At 52.3% G+C, this 15,983-nt stretch carries 14 protein-coding genes; 4 read left to right on the top strand and 10 right to left on the bottom strand.

The genetic code is table 11. The features are described 5' to 3' along the window. Positions 1-5: 5 nt before the first annotated feature. From ACR0KC_RS21335 to ACR0KC_RS21315, 5 genes are all read right to left on the bottom strand, one after another. Positions 6-650, bottom strand: a complete 645-nt coding sequence (locus ACR0KC_RS21335; RefSeq protein ID WP_480707730.1) for an aspartate/glutamate racemase family protein — start codon at positions 648-650, stop codon at positions 6-8. Positions 651-755: 105 nt separating this feature from the next. Next, on the bottom strand, positions 756-1,841 hold the full coding sequence (locus tag ACR0KC_RS21330) for an isocitrate/isopropylmalate dehydrogenase family protein (protein ID WP_480707731.1): 1,086 nt from the start codon (positions 1,839-1,841) through the stop codon (positions 756-758). A gap of 50 nt (positions 1,842-1,891) precedes the next feature. After that, positions 1,892-3,436, bottom strand: coding sequence for a tripartite tricarboxylate transporter permease (locus ACR0KC_RS21325; RefSeq protein ID WP_480707732.1), 1,545 nt, complete (start codon positions 3,434-3,436; stop codon positions 1,892-1,894). Positions 3,437-3,445: 9 nt separating this feature from the next. Beyond that, positions 3,446-3,877 carry a tripartite tricarboxylate transporter TctB family protein gene (locus ACR0KC_RS21320; protein ID WP_170335947.1) on the bottom strand — a complete coding sequence of 144 codons (432 nt, stop codon included), beginning with the start codon at positions 3,875-3,877 and terminating at the stop codon, positions 3,446-3,448. A gap of 72 nt (positions 3,878-3,949) precedes the next feature. Next, positions 3,950-4,930, bottom strand: a complete 981-nt coding sequence (locus tag ACR0KC_RS21315; RefSeq protein WP_480772350.1) for a Bug family tripartite tricarboxylate transporter substrate binding protein — start codon at positions 4,928-4,930, stop codon at positions 3,950-3,952. Between the two features lie 390 nt (positions 4,931-5,320). Between ACR0KC_RS21315 and ACR0KC_RS21310 the strand changes: the two genes are divergently transcribed. Beyond that, positions 5,321-6,244: a GntR family transcriptional regulator gene (locus ACR0KC_RS21310; RefSeq protein ID WP_480707736.1), complete on the top strand. Its 924-nt coding sequence runs from the start codon at positions 5,321-5,323 to the stop codon at positions 6,242-6,244. After that, positions 6,241-6,633: a methylglyoxal synthase gene (locus tag ACR0KC_RS21305; RefSeq protein ID WP_170594450.1), complete on the top strand. Its 393-nt coding sequence runs from the start codon at positions 6,241-6,243 to the stop codon at positions 6,631-6,633. The genes ACR0KC_RS21310 and ACR0KC_RS21305 overlap by 4 nt, the downstream gene beginning before the upstream one ends. Before the next feature lie 154 nt (positions 6,634-6,787). Here ACR0KC_RS21305 and ACR0KC_RS21300 read toward each other — a convergent pair whose 3' ends face one another. Beyond that, a complete protein-coding gene (locus tag ACR0KC_RS21300) occupies positions 6,788-7,273 on the bottom strand; it encodes a GNAT family N-acetyltransferase (protein WP_480791483.1) in 486 nt (161 codons plus the stop codon). A 287-nt stretch (positions 7,274-7,560) separates the two neighbouring features. Here ACR0KC_RS21300 and ACR0KC_RS21295 point away from each other — a divergent pair, with 287 nt between their 5' ends. Continuing rightward, positions 7,561-8,181, top strand: coding sequence for a cysteine hydrolase family protein (locus tag ACR0KC_RS21295; RefSeq protein ID WP_480707595.1), 621 nt, complete (start codon positions 7,561-7,563; stop codon positions 8,179-8,181). Between the two features lie 323 nt (positions 8,182-8,504). Here ACR0KC_RS21295 and ACR0KC_RS21290 read toward each other — a convergent pair whose 3' ends face one another. The 3 genes from ACR0KC_RS21290 to ACR0KC_RS21280 are packed head-to-tail and all read right to left on the bottom strand — an operon-like array spanning position 8,505 to position 13,321. Then, positions 8,505-9,629: an ABC transporter permease gene (locus ACR0KC_RS21290; protein ID WP_480707594.1), complete on the bottom strand. Its 1,125-nt coding sequence runs from the start codon at positions 9,627-9,629 to the stop codon at positions 8,505-8,507. Continuing rightward, a complete protein-coding gene (rbbA, locus tag ACR0KC_RS21285; protein ID WP_480772289.1) occupies positions 9,630-12,329 on the bottom strand; it encodes a ribosome-associated ATPase/putative transporter RbbA in 2,700 nt (899 codons plus the stop codon). Continuing rightward, positions 12,326-13,321, bottom strand: coding sequence for an HlyD family secretion protein (locus ACR0KC_RS21280; protein WP_480707592.1), 996 nt, complete (start codon positions 13,319-13,321; stop codon positions 12,326-12,328). Before ACR0KC_RS21280 ends, rbbA begins: the two co-directional genes overlap by 4 nt. A 270-nt stretch (positions 13,322-13,591) precedes the next feature. Here ACR0KC_RS21280 and ACR0KC_RS21275 point away from each other — a divergent pair, with 270 nt between their 5' ends. Further along, on the top strand, positions 13,592-15,295 hold the full coding sequence (locus tag ACR0KC_RS21275) for an alkaline phosphatase family protein (RefSeq protein WP_480772288.1): 1,704 nt from the start codon (positions 13,592-13,594) through the stop codon (positions 15,293-15,295). A gap of 154 nt (positions 15,296-15,449) precedes the next feature. On the opposite strand, the gene ACR0KC_RS21270 is transcribed toward ACR0KC_RS21275, so the two are convergent. Beyond that, positions 15,450-15,866, bottom strand: a complete 417-nt coding sequence (locus tag ACR0KC_RS21270; protein ID WP_170515595.1) for a c-type cytochrome — start codon at positions 15,864-15,866, stop codon at positions 15,450-15,452. Between the last annotated feature and the right edge of the window lie 117 nt (positions 15,867-15,983).

The following is a 15,983-nucleotide window of genomic DNA, read 5'->3' as shown; positions in this document are numbered from 1 at the left end:
CTCCCTCACTGATTGCTTTCGACGCGCCGTCGGATTTCGTGAATCGCCGCCTGTGGACTGGTCAACACTGGAATCTGTACTGTCTTACGGACATCCTCAACGGCGTCAGACATCGAAAACTGGGCTAGAAGAATAACGTCCGCGTCGTCGATACTTGATGCGGTTTCCGCAATCAGGCGATTGTGTTTTTCATCATCACCCGCCTGCTTTGCAGCCAACGCGCCAGAGCAATAGTATGACGTAATCTCCGCATTGCTGCCGCGCGCCCTAGCAGCATCTAGAAATTCCTCTTCCATACCTGCCGCAGCTGGAGGAAACGTATAAATCATCGCGATGCGATCACCGTATGAGAAAGCCGCATCGAACATCGCTTCATTCGGCTTCATGACTGGGATGAGCGCCTCGAAATCTGCTCTTTCGATTGCGGCTCCGAATGCTGAGCACGTGAACAGTACACCATCGGCGTCAGCGCCTTCCGCATACCGGCAAAGGTCTACGATGCGCCGGAAAAGATCGGCGGACAATTCGACTTGCTTAGACCTGTCTAAAGACAACCCCTCTTCTAGGATGGAAATGGTTTCTGCTTCCGGCCAGTGCTCGCGTGCCGCAACTTCGATTGGATCAATCGCGACGCGGGTTGCATGGATCAACGCTAATCTTGGTCGTCTCATAATTGCTCCAGCTCAAGACGGGTGACGCCGCAAGGAGCGACGCCACCAGTTGATGTGGGCACGTTTGCCCACCGGGAGATCCAATCACGCCGGGATCGTTTCCTTGGAGACCATTTCGGCCACAAGCGTCCCGAAGGTGTCGGTATTTACGGTGCCACCAAGGTCACGGGTGCGCTTTGTAGGATCATCGATGACGGCATCAACTGCATCCGCAATGGCTTGCCCAGCCTCCATAAGCTTCGGACTACCCTTCTGCTCGCCGAGCCAGATGAGCATCATAGCGGCGGAGAGAATAAGTGATGTCGGGTTCGCAACGTTTTGCCCTTGGATGTCCGGGGCAGAACCGTGCTGTGCTTGTGCGCAGCATAAGCCCGTTTCAGCGTTTGCATTGATCGACCCAGCGAGCCCCAAAGACCCTGAAAGTTCAGAGGCAAGGTCCGAGAGGATATCGCCGTAGAAGTTAGTCGCGACGATAACATCATATTCGTGCGGTTTTCGAACCAGCAGCGCTGCAAATGCGTCGACAATCAACTCTTCGGTTTCGACTTCAGGGTAGTCCTTCGCCACCTCGCGGAAACATTCCAGAAACAGGCCGTCGGTCATGAGAAAAGAGTTGGCCTTGTGTATCGCGGCGACTTTCTTCTTCCGTTGCATGGCCAGTTTGAAAGCCTCTCTGCAAATCCGCATTGATCCGTGTCGCGTAATTTTGCGAACCGACAACGCCATGTCCGGATCGGGCATCATTTCTCCGACGCCTTTGTACATGTTGCGGTCAGGATAGAATCCCTCCGTCGCCTCACGCATGATCACAAGGTCCATTCCGGGCGCTTTGTTCGGTAGAAAGTCACGGCTGCGGGCCGGCCGCACATTCGCATAAAGATCGAGCCCGATACGGAATCCGGCCGAAACGTTGCGACCACCTTCAACGACTGGCGGGTAGTCCATATGGGACTGCGTCCCCAAAATGACTCCGTCGAATTCAGTTCGTGCACGTTCCAACACGTCGTCACGCAGAGTGATACCGTGGTTCCTGAGGCTGGTAAAACCGGACTCTTCTTCTTCAAACGTTAATCCCAGATCGTACTTCTTGTTGGCGGCCTCAACGACTTCCAAAGTCGCCGCCATGATTTCAGGTCCGATGCCATCGCAGGGCAATGTCATGATACGCATCTTTTGTCTCCTTGTTGGCCGAAGCCAGTCATTCTTGAAATCCGGTGGGTTTAATCCCCCACCGATGCCTCTTCGTCATGGCGCTGCGCATCCATGCGGTCCTTAACCCGACGGCCAACAAACATGGGCAACACGAAACCGGCGATTGCGATAAGCCAGAGGATTATTGCGAGGGGACTTCCCACTAGCGCCAACCAATCCCCGTCCGAAATCGTCATTGCGCGGCGAAGGTTCACTTCCATCTGGTTGCCAAGAAGGATGCCCAAGATGACTGGCACCAGCGGCACGTCGAGCTTGCGTAGAAGCCAGCCTGCAAAGCCGAAACCAACCATGAGCATTACATCGAAGGTGGAGCCCGTTATCGAGTAAATCCCAACGAACGAGATCATGGCGACGACAGGCATCAGAATGCGCGTCGGCACCAGCAACACGCGCGTGAACAACCCGACCAACGGAACGTTCATCAAAAGCAGAATGATGTTGCCGATGAACAAGGCCGCGATCAGCCCCCAAACCACGTCCGGATTCTTTGTGAAGAGCAGTGGTCCCGGGGTAATGTTAAGTTGCAGCAAAACAGCCAGCAGAACGGCGGTCGTCCCCGAGCCCGGTACGCCCAACGAAAGCATCGGCACCAACGCGCCTCCAGCGGCCGCATTATTGCCTGCCTCCGGAGCCGCAACACCGCGTGGATCGCCCTTTCCAAAGGATTTCCCATCTTGGTCGACGCTTTGTTTCTCCAGTGAGTACGCAAGAAATGACCCCAACGATGCGCCGGCACCTGGCAAGACGCCTGAGAAGAAACCAAGACCAGTGCCGCGAGCGATTGAAGGCAAGCAGCGCTTGATCATGCCGAAGTCTGGCAAGATGCGCCCAACTTTCGTCGCGCCAGCTGATCCAACGGCACCGCCACGGTGATGTTCGAGAAAAATCAACACTTCACTCAGTGCGAACAATCCAACGATAGCGATCAAGAAGTCGATGCCATCGAAAAGGTGGATTTCACCAAAGGTGAAGCGCTGCGACCCTGTTTGGCTATCACTGCCAATCATCGCGATACCCAGCCCTAGTGCAGCTGCGAAAGCAGATTTGGCTTGGTTCGTAGAGGAAACACCACCCAGCGTCGCAAACGCGACTGTAAAGAGGACAAAGTACTCAGCTGGTCCGAAAAGCAGCGCGATTTTGACTAACTGTGGCGCCAAAATCACCAGGCCAATTGTTGCGACAAACGCCCCAAAGAAAGATGCGATGCCACCTAAAGACAAGGCTTCGCCGGCCTGACCGTTTTTTGCCATCGGATACCCATCGAGGCACGTCATCATCGCGGGTTCATCGCCCGGGATGTTTAGCAAGATCGAACTAATTCGGCCGCCGTACATGGCGCCGTAGTAGACACTTGTAAGAAGGATGAGAGATGGGATGGGCCCAAGCCCGAGCGAGAAGGCAATCGGAATGAGGATAGCAACCCCATTTGCCGGACCCAAGCCAGGCAATGCTCCCATCAAAGTGCCGAGAAAGCATCCAACGACAGCCAGGAACAGATTTTGCGGTGACAACGCAACCGAGAATCCATCAACAAGAAGTGAAAGCGTTTCCATGGTTACCCCTCAGAACCCCAATGGTCCTTCGGCCAAAGCAAGGCCTAGGATTAGGTGAAAAACGACGTAGATACCAACGGCTGTCAAAAGGCCTACGACGAGCGACCACAGCGGAGCGGTTCCCAGTCGCCAGGTTAGGTAAGCGGTCGCAAAGGTTGTTGCGATGACAAACCCAATCTCGGAAAGAGACCATGCGTATAGAAACATCACAGCAGTGGCGAACAATATCTCGGCAAAGTCGCGCAACCCTGGCCACTTAGGCTCTTCATCCGGGCGGATTATGAAGTAGAGCGACGTAAGGCCTAACACGGTGCCCACGATGTAAGGAAAGGCGCGCGGACCCACGACATCGACCATGAAACTGTCTTTGATGATCGATGCGGCCCAAATATAGAATATCGCAAGGGCCAGCCCGAAACCGCCGAAGATGCGGTCACTCATAGTTTCCTCCCAGATTTCCGGAATTTCTTTTAGGTGCCCAACCAGATGCGACCGGTTGGGCACGCATGACATTTATTGGATGATACCGATCTCTTTCGAGAGCTTGGTCACGTCCGCAATACTGCCCTCAACAAAGGTGTACATGTCGTCGCCAAAGTTGTTGAACGGCTCAATGGCAGCTGCTTCGAGCTCTGCCTGGAAGCCAGGATCCTCGGTCAGCGTAATGATCGCGTTCTTCCAGAACTCTTTGGATTCGTCAGTTGCACCAGCTGGCATGTAGAGGCCGCGCCAGTTCGCGCCAACGACGTCGAAGCCTTCCTCCTTTGCAGTAGGAATATCCGGATAATTCTTCAGACGCTCAGGGGCCAGGATCGAGATTACCCGGATATCACCCGACTCCAGGAAGCCCAGCATCTCGGAGAAATCTCCAGACAGCGCCTCGACCGAACCAGAAAGCAGGCCAGTCATGGCTTCACCGCCACCATCGAAGGATACATATTTCATCTGGGTTACATCTTCGAGGCCAGCTTCGCGGGCGACCAACATGGGCTTGATATGGTCAAAACTGCCCACAGACGAACCACCCGCGATCCCAACTGACTTTGGATCAGCGACAATGTCCTCCATCATCTGAGACAGAGAGGTGTACTTGGAGTCTGCGGGAACAGCGATAGCTCCATATTCAGCTCCGAAGGTGGCAAGAAAGTGCACGTCATCCTGTTGGGCACCCTCGTAAATGCCCTGAGCAATTCGAGCGCTGGTACTCATAGAAGCTGCAACAATAAGGTTGTTGTCCTCGTTGCGCTCTTTCGTGACATGCGCGAACGCAACTCCGCCGCCCCCACCGCTCATATTGGTAACCTGCATCGAATCCTCGATGATCCCGAGATCGAAGAGATACTTCGCCGTTGTGCGACAGATGAAGTCCCATCCACCGCCGGGATTTGAGGGCGCAATGCATTGCGGGCTTTCAGCTTTGAATTCGGCGGACGCGCCAGTCACGCCGGCAACGGCTGCCGCAGCAGCAATGACGCCGATGCGAGTAAATTTCATGAACACGGGTAATCCTCCCCAGTTTTCCAAGTGTTTTTCAGCGCGAATCCCGCACTGGCTATTTTGATTGCATATTGATGCGCAAAAAGCCAATCTTATTTTGCTTTTTTTAATCGAAAAAACCAAAATGGCTGAACTTGCTATTCCCCGATGCCTTTCAAGTATATGTTTTATTGTGTGTTTTCGAAGAATCGGCACTCACCTGAAATGAAAGAACTTCGCTCAAACAGTCATAAAACCAATCCAATTTACGCGAACATCATCGTCTCAGCAGTGTAAAATCCATCTTCCTTTGGCTTTTTACGTGTAGAAAACCTAAAATTTGGCTGTATGTTAGCTGTCAGATGCAATCTACGTAGGTGAGAGCGGCAAGAGGAGTCAGGCGTACCGATGCGAGCCAGCGAATTGTCAAAGAAGATATCGAACCGTCTTTTGCATGATATCGTTGCGGGTACACTTGAAGGTGGCCAGCATATAAGCGCTCAGCAAGTCGCCGACAGGTATGGCGTATCCAGAACCCCAGTGCGCGAGGCGCTTATATCCTTAGAGGAAAAAGATGTTCTCATCCGCCTGGAAAACCGCGGGTACTTTGTGGCCGACAAGTTGCCTCCAGCCATCAAAGAAAACCTGGATACTGTCGACCCGAGCGAACTGGACGAATACCAACTGCTTGCAAACGATTGGCTAACAAATGAAATTCCAGAAGAAGTTACTGAGCAGTTCTTAAAGCAGAAGTACGGCTGGACTAAAGCTAAGGTCGGAGAACTGTTGATCCGCGCTTCTCGAGAAGGTTGGGCTGAACGCAAAGAAGGCTACGGCTGGCGGTTTCTTCCAGTCGCAAAAACACCCGAGGCATTTGATGAGATTTACAGGTTCAGAATGGCGATAGAACCAGCCGCCATGCTGGAGCCCTCGTTTGAACTCGATCACAAAGTCCTGGATGAACAGCGGCGCATTCAGCAGGGAATGCTCGATATGGATATGGACGCCGTTAATGGAGAAGCGCTGCTAGAAAGCGGGGCTCTATTCCATGAGGAGCTCATCAAGTTGTCCGGAAACCCGTTCTTTCTCATGGCACTCCAACGCGTGAATAGAATGCGACGCCTTATGGAGTACCGAGCCGAAGTGAACCATCAACGATTGATAGAACAATGTACTGAGCATCTTGAAATCCTTACACTCCTGGAATCCGGTAACACCGTGGATGCCTCCTACAGAATGCGGCAACATTTGAGTGGCGCACTTAAGCGTAAGTCTCCGCTGGCATGGAGTTGGGCTACGGACACTTCAACACCGAGGAAAGCAACATCATGAGCAATGGGAGCGACGGTCCAAACGGCCGCAACCGAGTCGCGCTTGTGGCGCATGATCAGATGAAAGACACAATGGTCGAGTGGGCCAAATCCCACAAAACCGCATTGAGCAAGATGGAGCTTTTTGGGACTGGCACGACCGGCGGGCGAATTGCAGATGAAGTCGGCGTGCCTATCAAGCGTCTCAAAAGTGGTCCGCTGGGAGGCGACGCTCAAATCGGCGCTATGATTGCCGAAGGGAAGCTCGACACACTGATCTTTTTCATTGATCCACTATCAGCGTTGCCACACGACGTCGACGTAAAATCACTTCTTCGACTGGCTACGCTGTACAACACTGTTCTGGCTATCAATGAAGCGACTGCCTCGAAGGTCATAAGCGAGGCTTAGTCCAAACGAAGCGACTGCTCCACTAGGAACTATAATTGCTTTGGGCTTGACGCTGACGTTCGCCTGAATATCGCGAGCGATTGCTATACGGACGAAGGGGAAATCCTACCGCTAGGTTGAATTTCCACTCACCGTGGCTCAACCAACCAACGTTTTAAAGTTGCATAGACATTTCGTGCCAAGTCATTCCTCCATGATCAGAGATTGATGGGCGAAGATAGTTGTACCCAAATCTCTGGTAAAGCGGGACGTGATGCTCTTTGCACATAAGGTAGATCGCGGATTTGCCCATTTTTCTCATGCGGCCGACGAATTCAGTCATCAATGCCCGCGATAGGCCTTTTCCTTGATGCTCCGGATCCACGACGACAGACATAATAACGACATTTGGCGCGTCGGGGTCATGCCCTATAAGCTCTTTGAATTCCTCATCAGACATTTCGACGTCGTATGCACATCCGCAATTCACAAAGCCGACGATCTCGCCTTCGACCTCAAGAACAAGGAAACCATCGGGATAGACCTCGATTCTCTTTGCTATCTTTTCGAGGGTAGCCGCTTCGCCGCCTTCATAGGCATCAGTCTCGATCTCAAAGCATCGAATTGCATCAGAGGGTTGAGCGTTTCGAAATCTGTTCATGCATTTACACTAAGAACGATGGGTCAAGTTGTATAGCCGCCGTCGGTATTGCTAGCACCATTGCTCAATCTGCGCTCGGCGCAGACACTCTCTGCACCTACCCCTGGCGGCGGCTTTGCGGGCAATGTTGCCCTAGGCGCGGACACATGCTTTTCATTCCACAACAACGCAGCACACCCTTGACCGTAATCAGTTGCACATTTAGTCAAGTTTGATCTGCCCGCTGGGACGACCCGGCCAAGCAAGGGCGTTTTTTTCAGGACGACCTGGCAAATTAGAGGTCGAACATGACAACTAAAACCAAACAAGCCAGGAAACTGATCGAGGGTAGACCTGCCCTAATCGTAATCGACATTCAAAAGAGCACATTTATTGATGACAGCGAAGTACGCTCCATCGACAACATGCCGGGCTACAAAGATCGCATGATCGCTGCACGTGATTTGGTTGACGCCGCGCATGAGAGCAAAGTGCCAGTCATTTTCATCCAAGAAGTCCATCGTCCCGATAGGATAGACTTCGGCCGTGAGCTGGATGGTGACGAAGACATACACTGTCTCGAAGGTGATCCAAGAACGGAAGTTGCAAAAGATGAGATGGGATATCGCAAAGGTGACTACATCGTACCGAAGCGACGGTATTCTGCATTTTTTGGCACCGATTTCGAAATCCTGCTGCGAGGTTTAAAGATAGACACACTTTTGTTGTGCGGCGGGCTAACAGATGTTTGTGTGCACTACACATTCGTCGATGGCCACCAATCAGACTACTTCTGCCGCGTTGTAGAGGACTGTGTTGGCGGGTCCTCTGTCCAAGCCCATGAAGCTGCTCTCAAAGCTATGGAGTATCTTCAAACCGGGGCGGTTCAGAACCGAGAAGCAGTGATCAAGGCCATCTCGTCGCTATAAATTGCAATCGAACCGCTAGTACCAGTTGGCGTGCGGAAACGGGCGGAGATTTTTGTCGCTTGAACGCCTTGGACTTGCCCGTTCGATGCAGAAGGAAGCGGCAATTTCAGTACAATCCTTTGAGTTTGCGACTATGGCCCTTTAAAACTTCGATTGCATCGTAATCCAGCCGTCGGCGATTTAAATGCGAATATGACTATAGATAGTGAAGCTAACGCTTAGACAATCGCTGATGCCCTGACCTCTGCCGAGCAGATTTCCAAACTGCCTTCTGAGGCAGATCAGCTAGCGCTCCAATCTGTCACAGCCAACAGATTGGAGCGCTAGCTGATCTGAGCAAGAGAACGCCGAAAAAGCCGTAGGCTCATTAGTAACAAAGCAACTCCTAACAACGTCATCCAAACGAATTCCGGCCAGACAGTCTCAATACCAGCGCCTTTGAAAACAATAGCCTGACTGGCTGACATGTAATGGCGTGACGGCAAAACTAAAGTACCTGCCTGCAACCACGCCGGCTGACCTTCAATTGGGGTCTCTCCACCTGACAGCATTAGCATTGGCAGCACAATCAACATAACCAGAAGCGCAAACTGCGCCATAGAGCGTGCAATGGTTGCCAGAAACACCCCAAGCGCCGTCGCAGTAAAAAGAAACAACGCCGTGCCAACCAAAAACAACATCTTGGATCCAGCTATATTGATGCCCAAGGAACCCTGCATCACAAAGGTTAGTGAAAGACCAGCCGCGACCAAAACCACCGCTGCATTCGCCCAAATTTTGGCAATGGCAATGTCAAATGGAGCAAGAGGCATGGCCAGGAGATGTTCAATGGTCCCGTGCTCTCGCTCTCTAATCATTGCCGCTCCGGTCAATATAGTTGTGAGCCACATGATCTGGCCGATCAAAGCGACGATACCAGCAAAACGTAAAGTATCTCTATTTGGGTTGAAGGCGCTTCTAAGAATGACACTGATTGAGGCAGCATCTACTAGATCGATACCAATTGCATAGCGATGTATTTCAGCGCTCAAGATACTGGTGATGTAGTTTGCACCAATACCGGCCTGTTCCATGGCGGTTGCGTCAATAAGAACTTGAATCTCCGGACGGCGCCCTGCGCGCAGATCCTTTTCGAATCCGGGGGGCACAGCCACAACGAAAATAAAGCGCCCAGCATCCATGTACGCAGGTCCTTTTCCGGGTTCGATTTGGACGACCGGTTGGAACTCTGGTGGGAAAAACGCTGTGGCAAGTGCTCGAGAAAGTGGCGAGTCGTCTTCATCCGCAAACGCTATCGAGGCGTTGTTTACAGAACTTGCCACTCCCGTTGCTTCCATGATCGGGGCCAGCGTGAACGACCAGACCAACAATGCCATCATCACCCAATCACGGCGCAGGCTCATCACTTCCTTCAAACCTAGCCAGAATATGCAGTAGAAGCGCTGCATTCACTTCTCCTGCGCCCGAAGACATACGGCTGCGATCAGTGTCAGAACTGGTCCGAAGCAGGCGAGGGCCAGAATGTCCGGCGCAAGGGCCTCCCAACCCAAACCTTTAGTGAAGGCACCAACGTTTAGGTGTAGGAAATATGAGGAAGGCCAAAGTGAGCCCACCACTTGTGCGCCTCCTTCAAGCGTTGAAACAGGTTGCAACAGACCTGAGAACTGGATTGTTGGGACAACTGAGGCGATGGCAGTTGCAAATGTCGCGGCCACCTGACTGGATGTCATTGTAGCGATCAACAGCCCGTAGGATGTCGTTGCCCAAACGTAGAGAAGGGCACCAACAGCCAAAGGGAAAGGATTTCCTTTTAGCGGCACCCCGAAAAGAAAAACGGTCATTCCGGCCAAAAGCAGAAAATTTGCGTAGGCGATCAAAATGTACGGAATTTGTTTGCCAACTAAAAATTCAAGCCGCGTGGTTGGTGTCACGTAGAAATTGACAACTGACCCCAGTTCTCGTTCCCTTGCTACGCTTACGGCAGTCAAAACAGCTGGCAACATAATCAGTAAGATAGCAGGCATTGCCGGAGCCATCGCGGCGATACTTTCAAAGCTCTGATTGTAGCGAAACCGAGGTTCGATCCTGGCGATATCTATCTGGCTTTTGCCATTGTTAAGGGCATATTCCGCGAGAAATGATTGGTGCAATCCGGAAACATAACCTTCAACCGTCTCACCCTTAAATGGGATAGCACCGTCTACAGTTGCAAGTATCTGGGTTGGTTCACCCGTACTCATCTTTCGGTCAAAGTCAGGTGGTAACTCAACAACCAGAGAGACCTCACCTGACACTAGACGGTCGCGCCCTTCGCTGGCGCTTTGCAGCGGCGATGTGGCTTTAAAGTAGGACGATCCGGCGAATTCAGCCGCATAAGCACGACTCTCCGGCCCCTGAGAAAGGTCAAGTACCGCGAATTCAAGCTCATCGATATCCAGCGTAATTCCAAAGCAAAAAACCAACATTAGAATAGCAGAACCCAGAAACGCGAAAGCCAGACGCACCGGGTCACGAGCTACTTCAACGGTCTCGCGCCGCGCATAAGCCAATACACGAGAAAACGCTCCTCCCCCGGCGTGGGATCTGGCCCTAAAACCGACCTCTGGCGCGACAACAGAGACTGGTTTTTCTGCTGCTTCCAATATCGAAATGAAGGCGTCTTCAAGGTTTTCCGCCCCTTCAACGGCGATCAGTTCAGCCGGAGTACCTTCCGCTAGAACTCTACCAGCATGCATAAACGAAACGCGATCACAGCGTTCCGCCTCACCCATGAAATGAGTGGACACAAAGATCGTTACCGACTCATTTCGCGACAGCTCAATCAACAAGTCCCAGAAGGAATCGCGCGCCTCTGGATCCACACCGGATGTTGGTTCGTCGAGTATTAGCACCCGCGGACGGTGGATCACTGCTACGGCTAGCGACAGTCGCTGTTTAATCCCTAGAGGCAGTGCCGTCGCCAACGTATGCCGGTGCTCTTCGAGCCCAAAGCGCTCAGTGAGTTCCGAAACACGCTGTTCTCGGTCGGCAATTGCAAATATCCGCGCATGCAATTGTAGGTTCTGATGGACCGACAACTCGCCATACAAGGAAAAGGCCTGGCTCATGTAGCCTATTTCACGCCTCATTTTTCGGTCATATGCATCGACAGGATTGCCAAACAGCAGTGCTTCACCTGAGCTGGATGGTAACAAGCCAGTCAACATCTTCATTGTCGTGGACTTGCCGCAACCGTTTGATCCTAGAAACCCGAATATCTCTCCGCGATTGATTGTGAAGTCGACGTTGTCTACGGCCGTGAAATCACCAAAGCGTCGTGTCAGTCCACGCGCAACTATCACTGGGCTTGCTTCGATCTTCCCATTCGTTTTGTTTTTCCCCGCCGGTTCAACAGGCAACTCCCGTGCTCTCAGACGCCGATATGCAATTTCGAGGTCGTCATCACTCCCTTTCAATTCGGCGGGCTTCCCATGAAAGATGACTTGACCCGCGTCCATCGCGACAATCCGGTCAAAACCGTCGGCTTCTTCCATGTACGCCGTTGAAACCAATACCGACAGTTCGGGGCTTTTTGCTCGGATTGCATCAATCAAAGCCCAGAACTGCCGACGCGACAACGGGTCGACCCCGGTCGTTGGCTCATCCAAAACCAAAAGTTTGGGGTCATGGATTAACGCACAGCAAAGACCTAGTTTTTGCTTCATCCCACCCGAGAGCTTGCCCATCAGACGGTCTTCAAACTGCGCAAGCCCTGTCGCAGCCAATAGCGCTGCGATACGGTCATCCCGCTCTGAATGCCCTTGAGCAAAGAGACCTGAGAAGAACTCAAGGTTCTCGCGTACAGACAGCTCCGTATACAGGTTTCGACCCAGCCCTTGCGGCATGAACGCGATGGCTGGGCAAATGCTGTGTCGATGACCAGAATCGCCAATCGGGCCGCCTAAAACGTCGATACTGCCGGATTGCAGTTTCTTTGCGCCGGTGATCAAACCAAGTAGTGTAGACTTTCCCACCCCATCCGGCCCGACAAAGCCAACAAGCTGGCCGCCTGGCAGTTCTAACGAAACAGAATCCAATGCGACATGCTTGCGATAACGGTGCGTAACACCTGAAATGTGAATATCGCAGGCGTCATCCTCTACTCTCATTCGAACAGCTCTTCTGGGATGCGTTGTTCAAGCGCCTCAGGCCAAGCAGCGGCTGGGTTCAGCCGGATCACCGCGACACCGCGCAGACCGGTTTTGACGTGCTCAATCCGACTTTCAATCAAGTCTATTGGGATACGGACGCGAACGCGAAAAACCAGTTGCTCTCGCTCATCCAGGGTTTCGACCTGTTTGGGGGTGAATTGTGCCTCGGGAGAAACAAAGCTCACGTATGCAGGTATCGCATATTCCGGCAAAGCGTCGAGCACGATGCGAGCCTCAGCTCCAATGGGCAAAAGTCCGGCTTCACGCGCCGGAAGAAAAACTTCCATGTAAACATTCTCAAGGCCAAGAATAGTCAGGATCGGTTCGCCCGCGCCAACCACCTCTCCGGGTTCTGCAAGCCGGTAAAGCACGCGTCCGGGCAAAGGTGCCACTAGAGCGCTGTCTTCAATCTGTGCCTCAATTCTGCGCACTTCCGCCTCAGCGGCAGCAATACGGCTTTCTGCGGTTGCAACTCGGGCTTTGGCGGCGCCCAATACTGCTGTTGCAACCTTATGAGTGGTATCGCGATCTTCAAAAATAGTTTTGGAGATGTTTTGTCCTGCCAGCAACGCCGTGGCACGATCAAGCTCTTGCTCGGCCCTACGCTGTTCGCTTTCGCGTTGCACTACGAGCGCTTCTGCTTCGGCCCTTGTCTGATTTGCCAAGGCTACTTCGGCTCTAGCCCGGTCCAGGGCGGCAGATAGCTCATCTATGTCCATTTCGGCCAGGATTTGACCGGCTGCAACCATACTGCCCTCTGTTGCCGTTACCTTCGCAACCCGACCTGCATTAGTTGGTGCTATTTCGACTTGTTCCGCTTCAACCCGCCCGTTTCCTTGCACAAATCCGACCGGCAATTCATCGCCATCCTCGGCAACAACGACATACAGCAACGCACCAGCAATTACTAAACCAGCCAAAATAAGAAAAACCGATAGGTTTTTGGTCATAGCGTTTCACCTGAAACAGGGTTTCTGGCGCAGAGTTTAGTATCTTAAGAGACTCAAAGCCTTGTTTTGGATCAAAACCGATCCGGGCATCTCAATTCCAAGCAATTGTTTGTATGAACACTGGTTTGGGTGTTGCAGGCTCTTTCGCGGTAGGTCGGAAGAAGTAGACGTGAAGCGTTTTTGCTATCAGTTTGGTATTGAAGAGGGTTTTTCTAGCACGCAATTGCAGTCGCGACTGACCTGCTGCGCACTACAGCGAAAGGAAGCATTATGACCAAAACACTGAGAGCTTGTTTGTCTTTGTGGTTGGTTGCAGTCGCTCCTGCGTATGCGCAAGAACCTCCTCGCCTCGTTTTGCAGCTGACCGTTGACGCGTTTCGGGGCGATCTGCCGACACGCTACTTTGAGAATCTTGGAGAGGGTGGCCTTAAGTACTTACTAGAAAACGGTGTACACTATGTGGACGCCCATCATTGCCATGCCAATACAGAGACCGTTGTCGGGCACGCCACTTTGGCGACCGGGGCAACACCGGCAGTGCATGGGATGATCGGAAACATATGGTTCGACAGAACCTTGGACCGCGTTGTCTACAACGTTGAAGACAGCACCGCTCCGCTTCTTGGAGATGGCGCTGGCGTCAATGACGATATTGAAATTGACCCGACACAGGCGGCAGCTGGCACAGATGGGCGGTCACCACGCGCTATGCTTGTTACGACGCTTTCGGACGAATTAAGCGCCTCCACTGCTGGTGCGGCCAAAGTCTTTGGAGTTTCAATCAAAGATCGTGGGGCTATTACAATGGCGGGACAAAGCGGCAAAGCCTTCTGGTTCTCAAAAGCCGCAAATCGTTTTGTCACAAGCTCCTATTACTACGACAAATACCCGGATTGGGTTTCCGCATGGAATGACGCATCGCCGAGCGCCTCCTTTGAAGGAACCTCTTGGGAGTTGATGCACCCAAAGGAAACCTATCTCTTTGGCGACCGCGACAACCAACCATGGGAGACGGATGTCGCCGGGTTCGGCACAACCTTTCCTCATCGCTACTCTTCGACGCAAAATGGGTTTGACCCGCTGGAAAATCCCTACTTTACGACCTTTTTGACACTTAGTCCCGCTGGCGACGATCTGACGGCGCAATTTGCCAAACGATTGATTGATGCCGAGGGTATCGGGCAAGACGCGGTAACGGATTATCTGGCGGTTAGCTTCTCGTCCGTGGATTACGTCAACCATGTGTTTGGCCCTTCCAGTCTTGAAGCCGAGGATACGATATACCGCCTCGATCAGACTCTCATGAATCTCTTCGCGTTTATCGACGAACGGATTGGGCTGGAAAACGTTTTGATCGTTCTATCGGCGGACCACGGCACCACCGATGCGCCGGGCTATTTGGAGAGTGTTGGCATCCGAACTGGCCTTGTTGCTCCGGACACATGGGACCCGACGGAACAGATAGCCAAGCTTAAGGAGCGGTTTGGGATCACCGGGAAATTGCTTGAAGGTTATAATCACCCCTATCTCAATATCGCCCCCGAAGTATTGGCTCGCAGTGATATTGATTTACCCACGCTGGAGTCAGCTATTGCAGAAGAGCTTCTATCCTTTCCCGATGTGGCATTCGCCGTCCCCAGTACGGCTATCGAAGCAAACCTCCTACCCGATACCGACATCATGCGCTTGGTCCGCAACAACTACCTCCCCACCCGATCCGGGAACATATACGTAGTCTTCAAACCCGGCTGGTTCATCGCAGACTTCGATGGTCTGTCCGTCACATCCACCCACGGGTCACCGTGGCGCGGTGACACACATGTGCCGATTATCTTTGCTGGAACGAACTTAAAACCGCAACGGGTCGCACGCCGTGTTTGCACGACTGCTCTTGCATCCACTCTGTCTGCATTATTGAGCACGGCACGTCCTAATGGTGCGAGCGGTGAAGTGTTACAAGAAGTCTTGGATTAGACCGCTGTGAAGCGCGAGTCCTGATATTGAAGCAAGCTAGGCAAAACCGCGACGGCATCGTCCACAACGCGATCCTCATATTCGTTGCTTCTTGGCGACTACGGAAACCGCCCAACGCAGCACTCTTTAGCGTACACAAATGCGGAGCAGACCTTCACGGAACATATCGTTCCGGCTTCGGAGACTGAATACTCTCCAAATACTCAGCAATATCGATAAGTCTGGAAGGAATACGCGTAACCAAACCATTCCCCGTATCGAATTCGACAGTAGGGCCGTCATTCAATTCGGTGATAATAGGCATGTCATCGCGAGGTTCTTGAACTTTCAAATAACCGTCCAAGATCGACATGACCTCCAACATGGGCCACACACCCCCTCTGCGTTCGGAAATCTTTGTTAAATCAGCAGGCACTGTTTTCAAATCAGCTGCGTCAGGTCCTTTTCCAGATGCATCGATTCCGTGACATCTGGCGCAATGCTCAACAAAGAGGTCTTTGCCAAGGTTCGAAAACTCATCGGCCACAGATATCGTTGCAACCGAAGAAATGCCCATGCTTGCAACGATCATAAAGTACCTCATAATCCGGAGGTCCTTTGCTAAACGAGAGTACACTACAACAAAAATGGACCGACATCTTCCGCCGGTCAACGTCGGTCCTTTAACACATAACGTTCGCTACCCGCT

The sequence above is a fragment of the Ruegeria sp. CF3 genome (assembly GCF_056537365.1).
Note: the sequence above shows the minus strand (reverse complement) of the source record. Positions and strands in the feature narration are given on the sequence as shown.

Excerpts from the sequence above, each read along its gene's own strand:
- ACR0KC_RS21295 (WP_480707595.1), top strand. The coding sequence starts at position 7,561 with ATGACAACTAAAACCAAACAAGCCAGGAAACTGATCGAGGGTAGACCT.
- ACR0KC_RS21290 (WP_480707594.1), bottom strand. The coding sequence starts at position 9,629 with ATGCAGCGCTTCTACTGCATATTCTGGCTAGGTTTGAAGGAAGTGATG.
- ACR0KC_RS21305 (WP_170594450.1), top strand. The coding sequence starts at position 6,241 with ATGAGCAATGGGAGCGACGGTCCAAACGGCCGCAACCGAGTCGCGCTT.
- ACR0KC_RS21310 (WP_480707736.1), top strand. The coding sequence starts at position 5,321 with ATGCGAGCCAGCGAATTGTCAAAGAAGATATCGAACCGTCTTTTGCAT.
- ACR0KC_RS21325 (WP_480707732.1), bottom strand. The coding sequence starts at position 3,436 with ATGGAAACGCTTTCACTTCTTGTTGATGGATTCTCGGTTGCGTTGTCA.
- ACR0KC_RS21300 (WP_480791483.1), bottom strand. The coding sequence starts at position 7,273 with ATGAACAGATTTCGAAACGCTCAACCCTCTGATGCAATTCGATGCTTT.
- ACR0KC_RS21280 (WP_480707592.1), bottom strand. The coding sequence starts at position 13,321 with ATGACCAAAAACCTATCGGTTTTTCTTATTTTGGCTGGTTTAGTAATT.
- ACR0KC_RS21320 (WP_170335947.1), bottom strand. The coding sequence starts at position 3,877 with ATGAGTGACCGCATCTTCGGCGGTTTCGGGCTGGCCCTTGCGATATTC.
- ACR0KC_RS21270 (WP_170515595.1), bottom strand. The coding sequence starts at position 15,866 with ATGATCGTTGCAAGCATGGGCATTTCTTCGGTTGCAACGATATCTGTG.
- ACR0KC_RS21315 (WP_480772350.1), bottom strand. The coding sequence starts at position 4,930 with ATGAAATTTACTCGCATCGGCGTCATTGCTGCTGCGGCAGCCGTTGCC.
- rbbA (WP_480772289.1), bottom strand. The coding sequence starts at position 12,329 with ATGAGAGTAGAGGATGACGCCTGCGATATTCACATTTCAGGTGTTACG.
- ACR0KC_RS21330 (WP_480707731.1), bottom strand. The coding sequence starts at position 1,841 with ATGCGTATCATGACATTGCCCTGCGATGGCATCGGACCTGAAATCATG.
- ACR0KC_RS21275 (WP_480772288.1), top strand. The coding sequence starts at position 13,592 with ATGACCAAAACACTGAGAGCTTGTTTGTCTTTGTGGTTGGTTGCAGTC.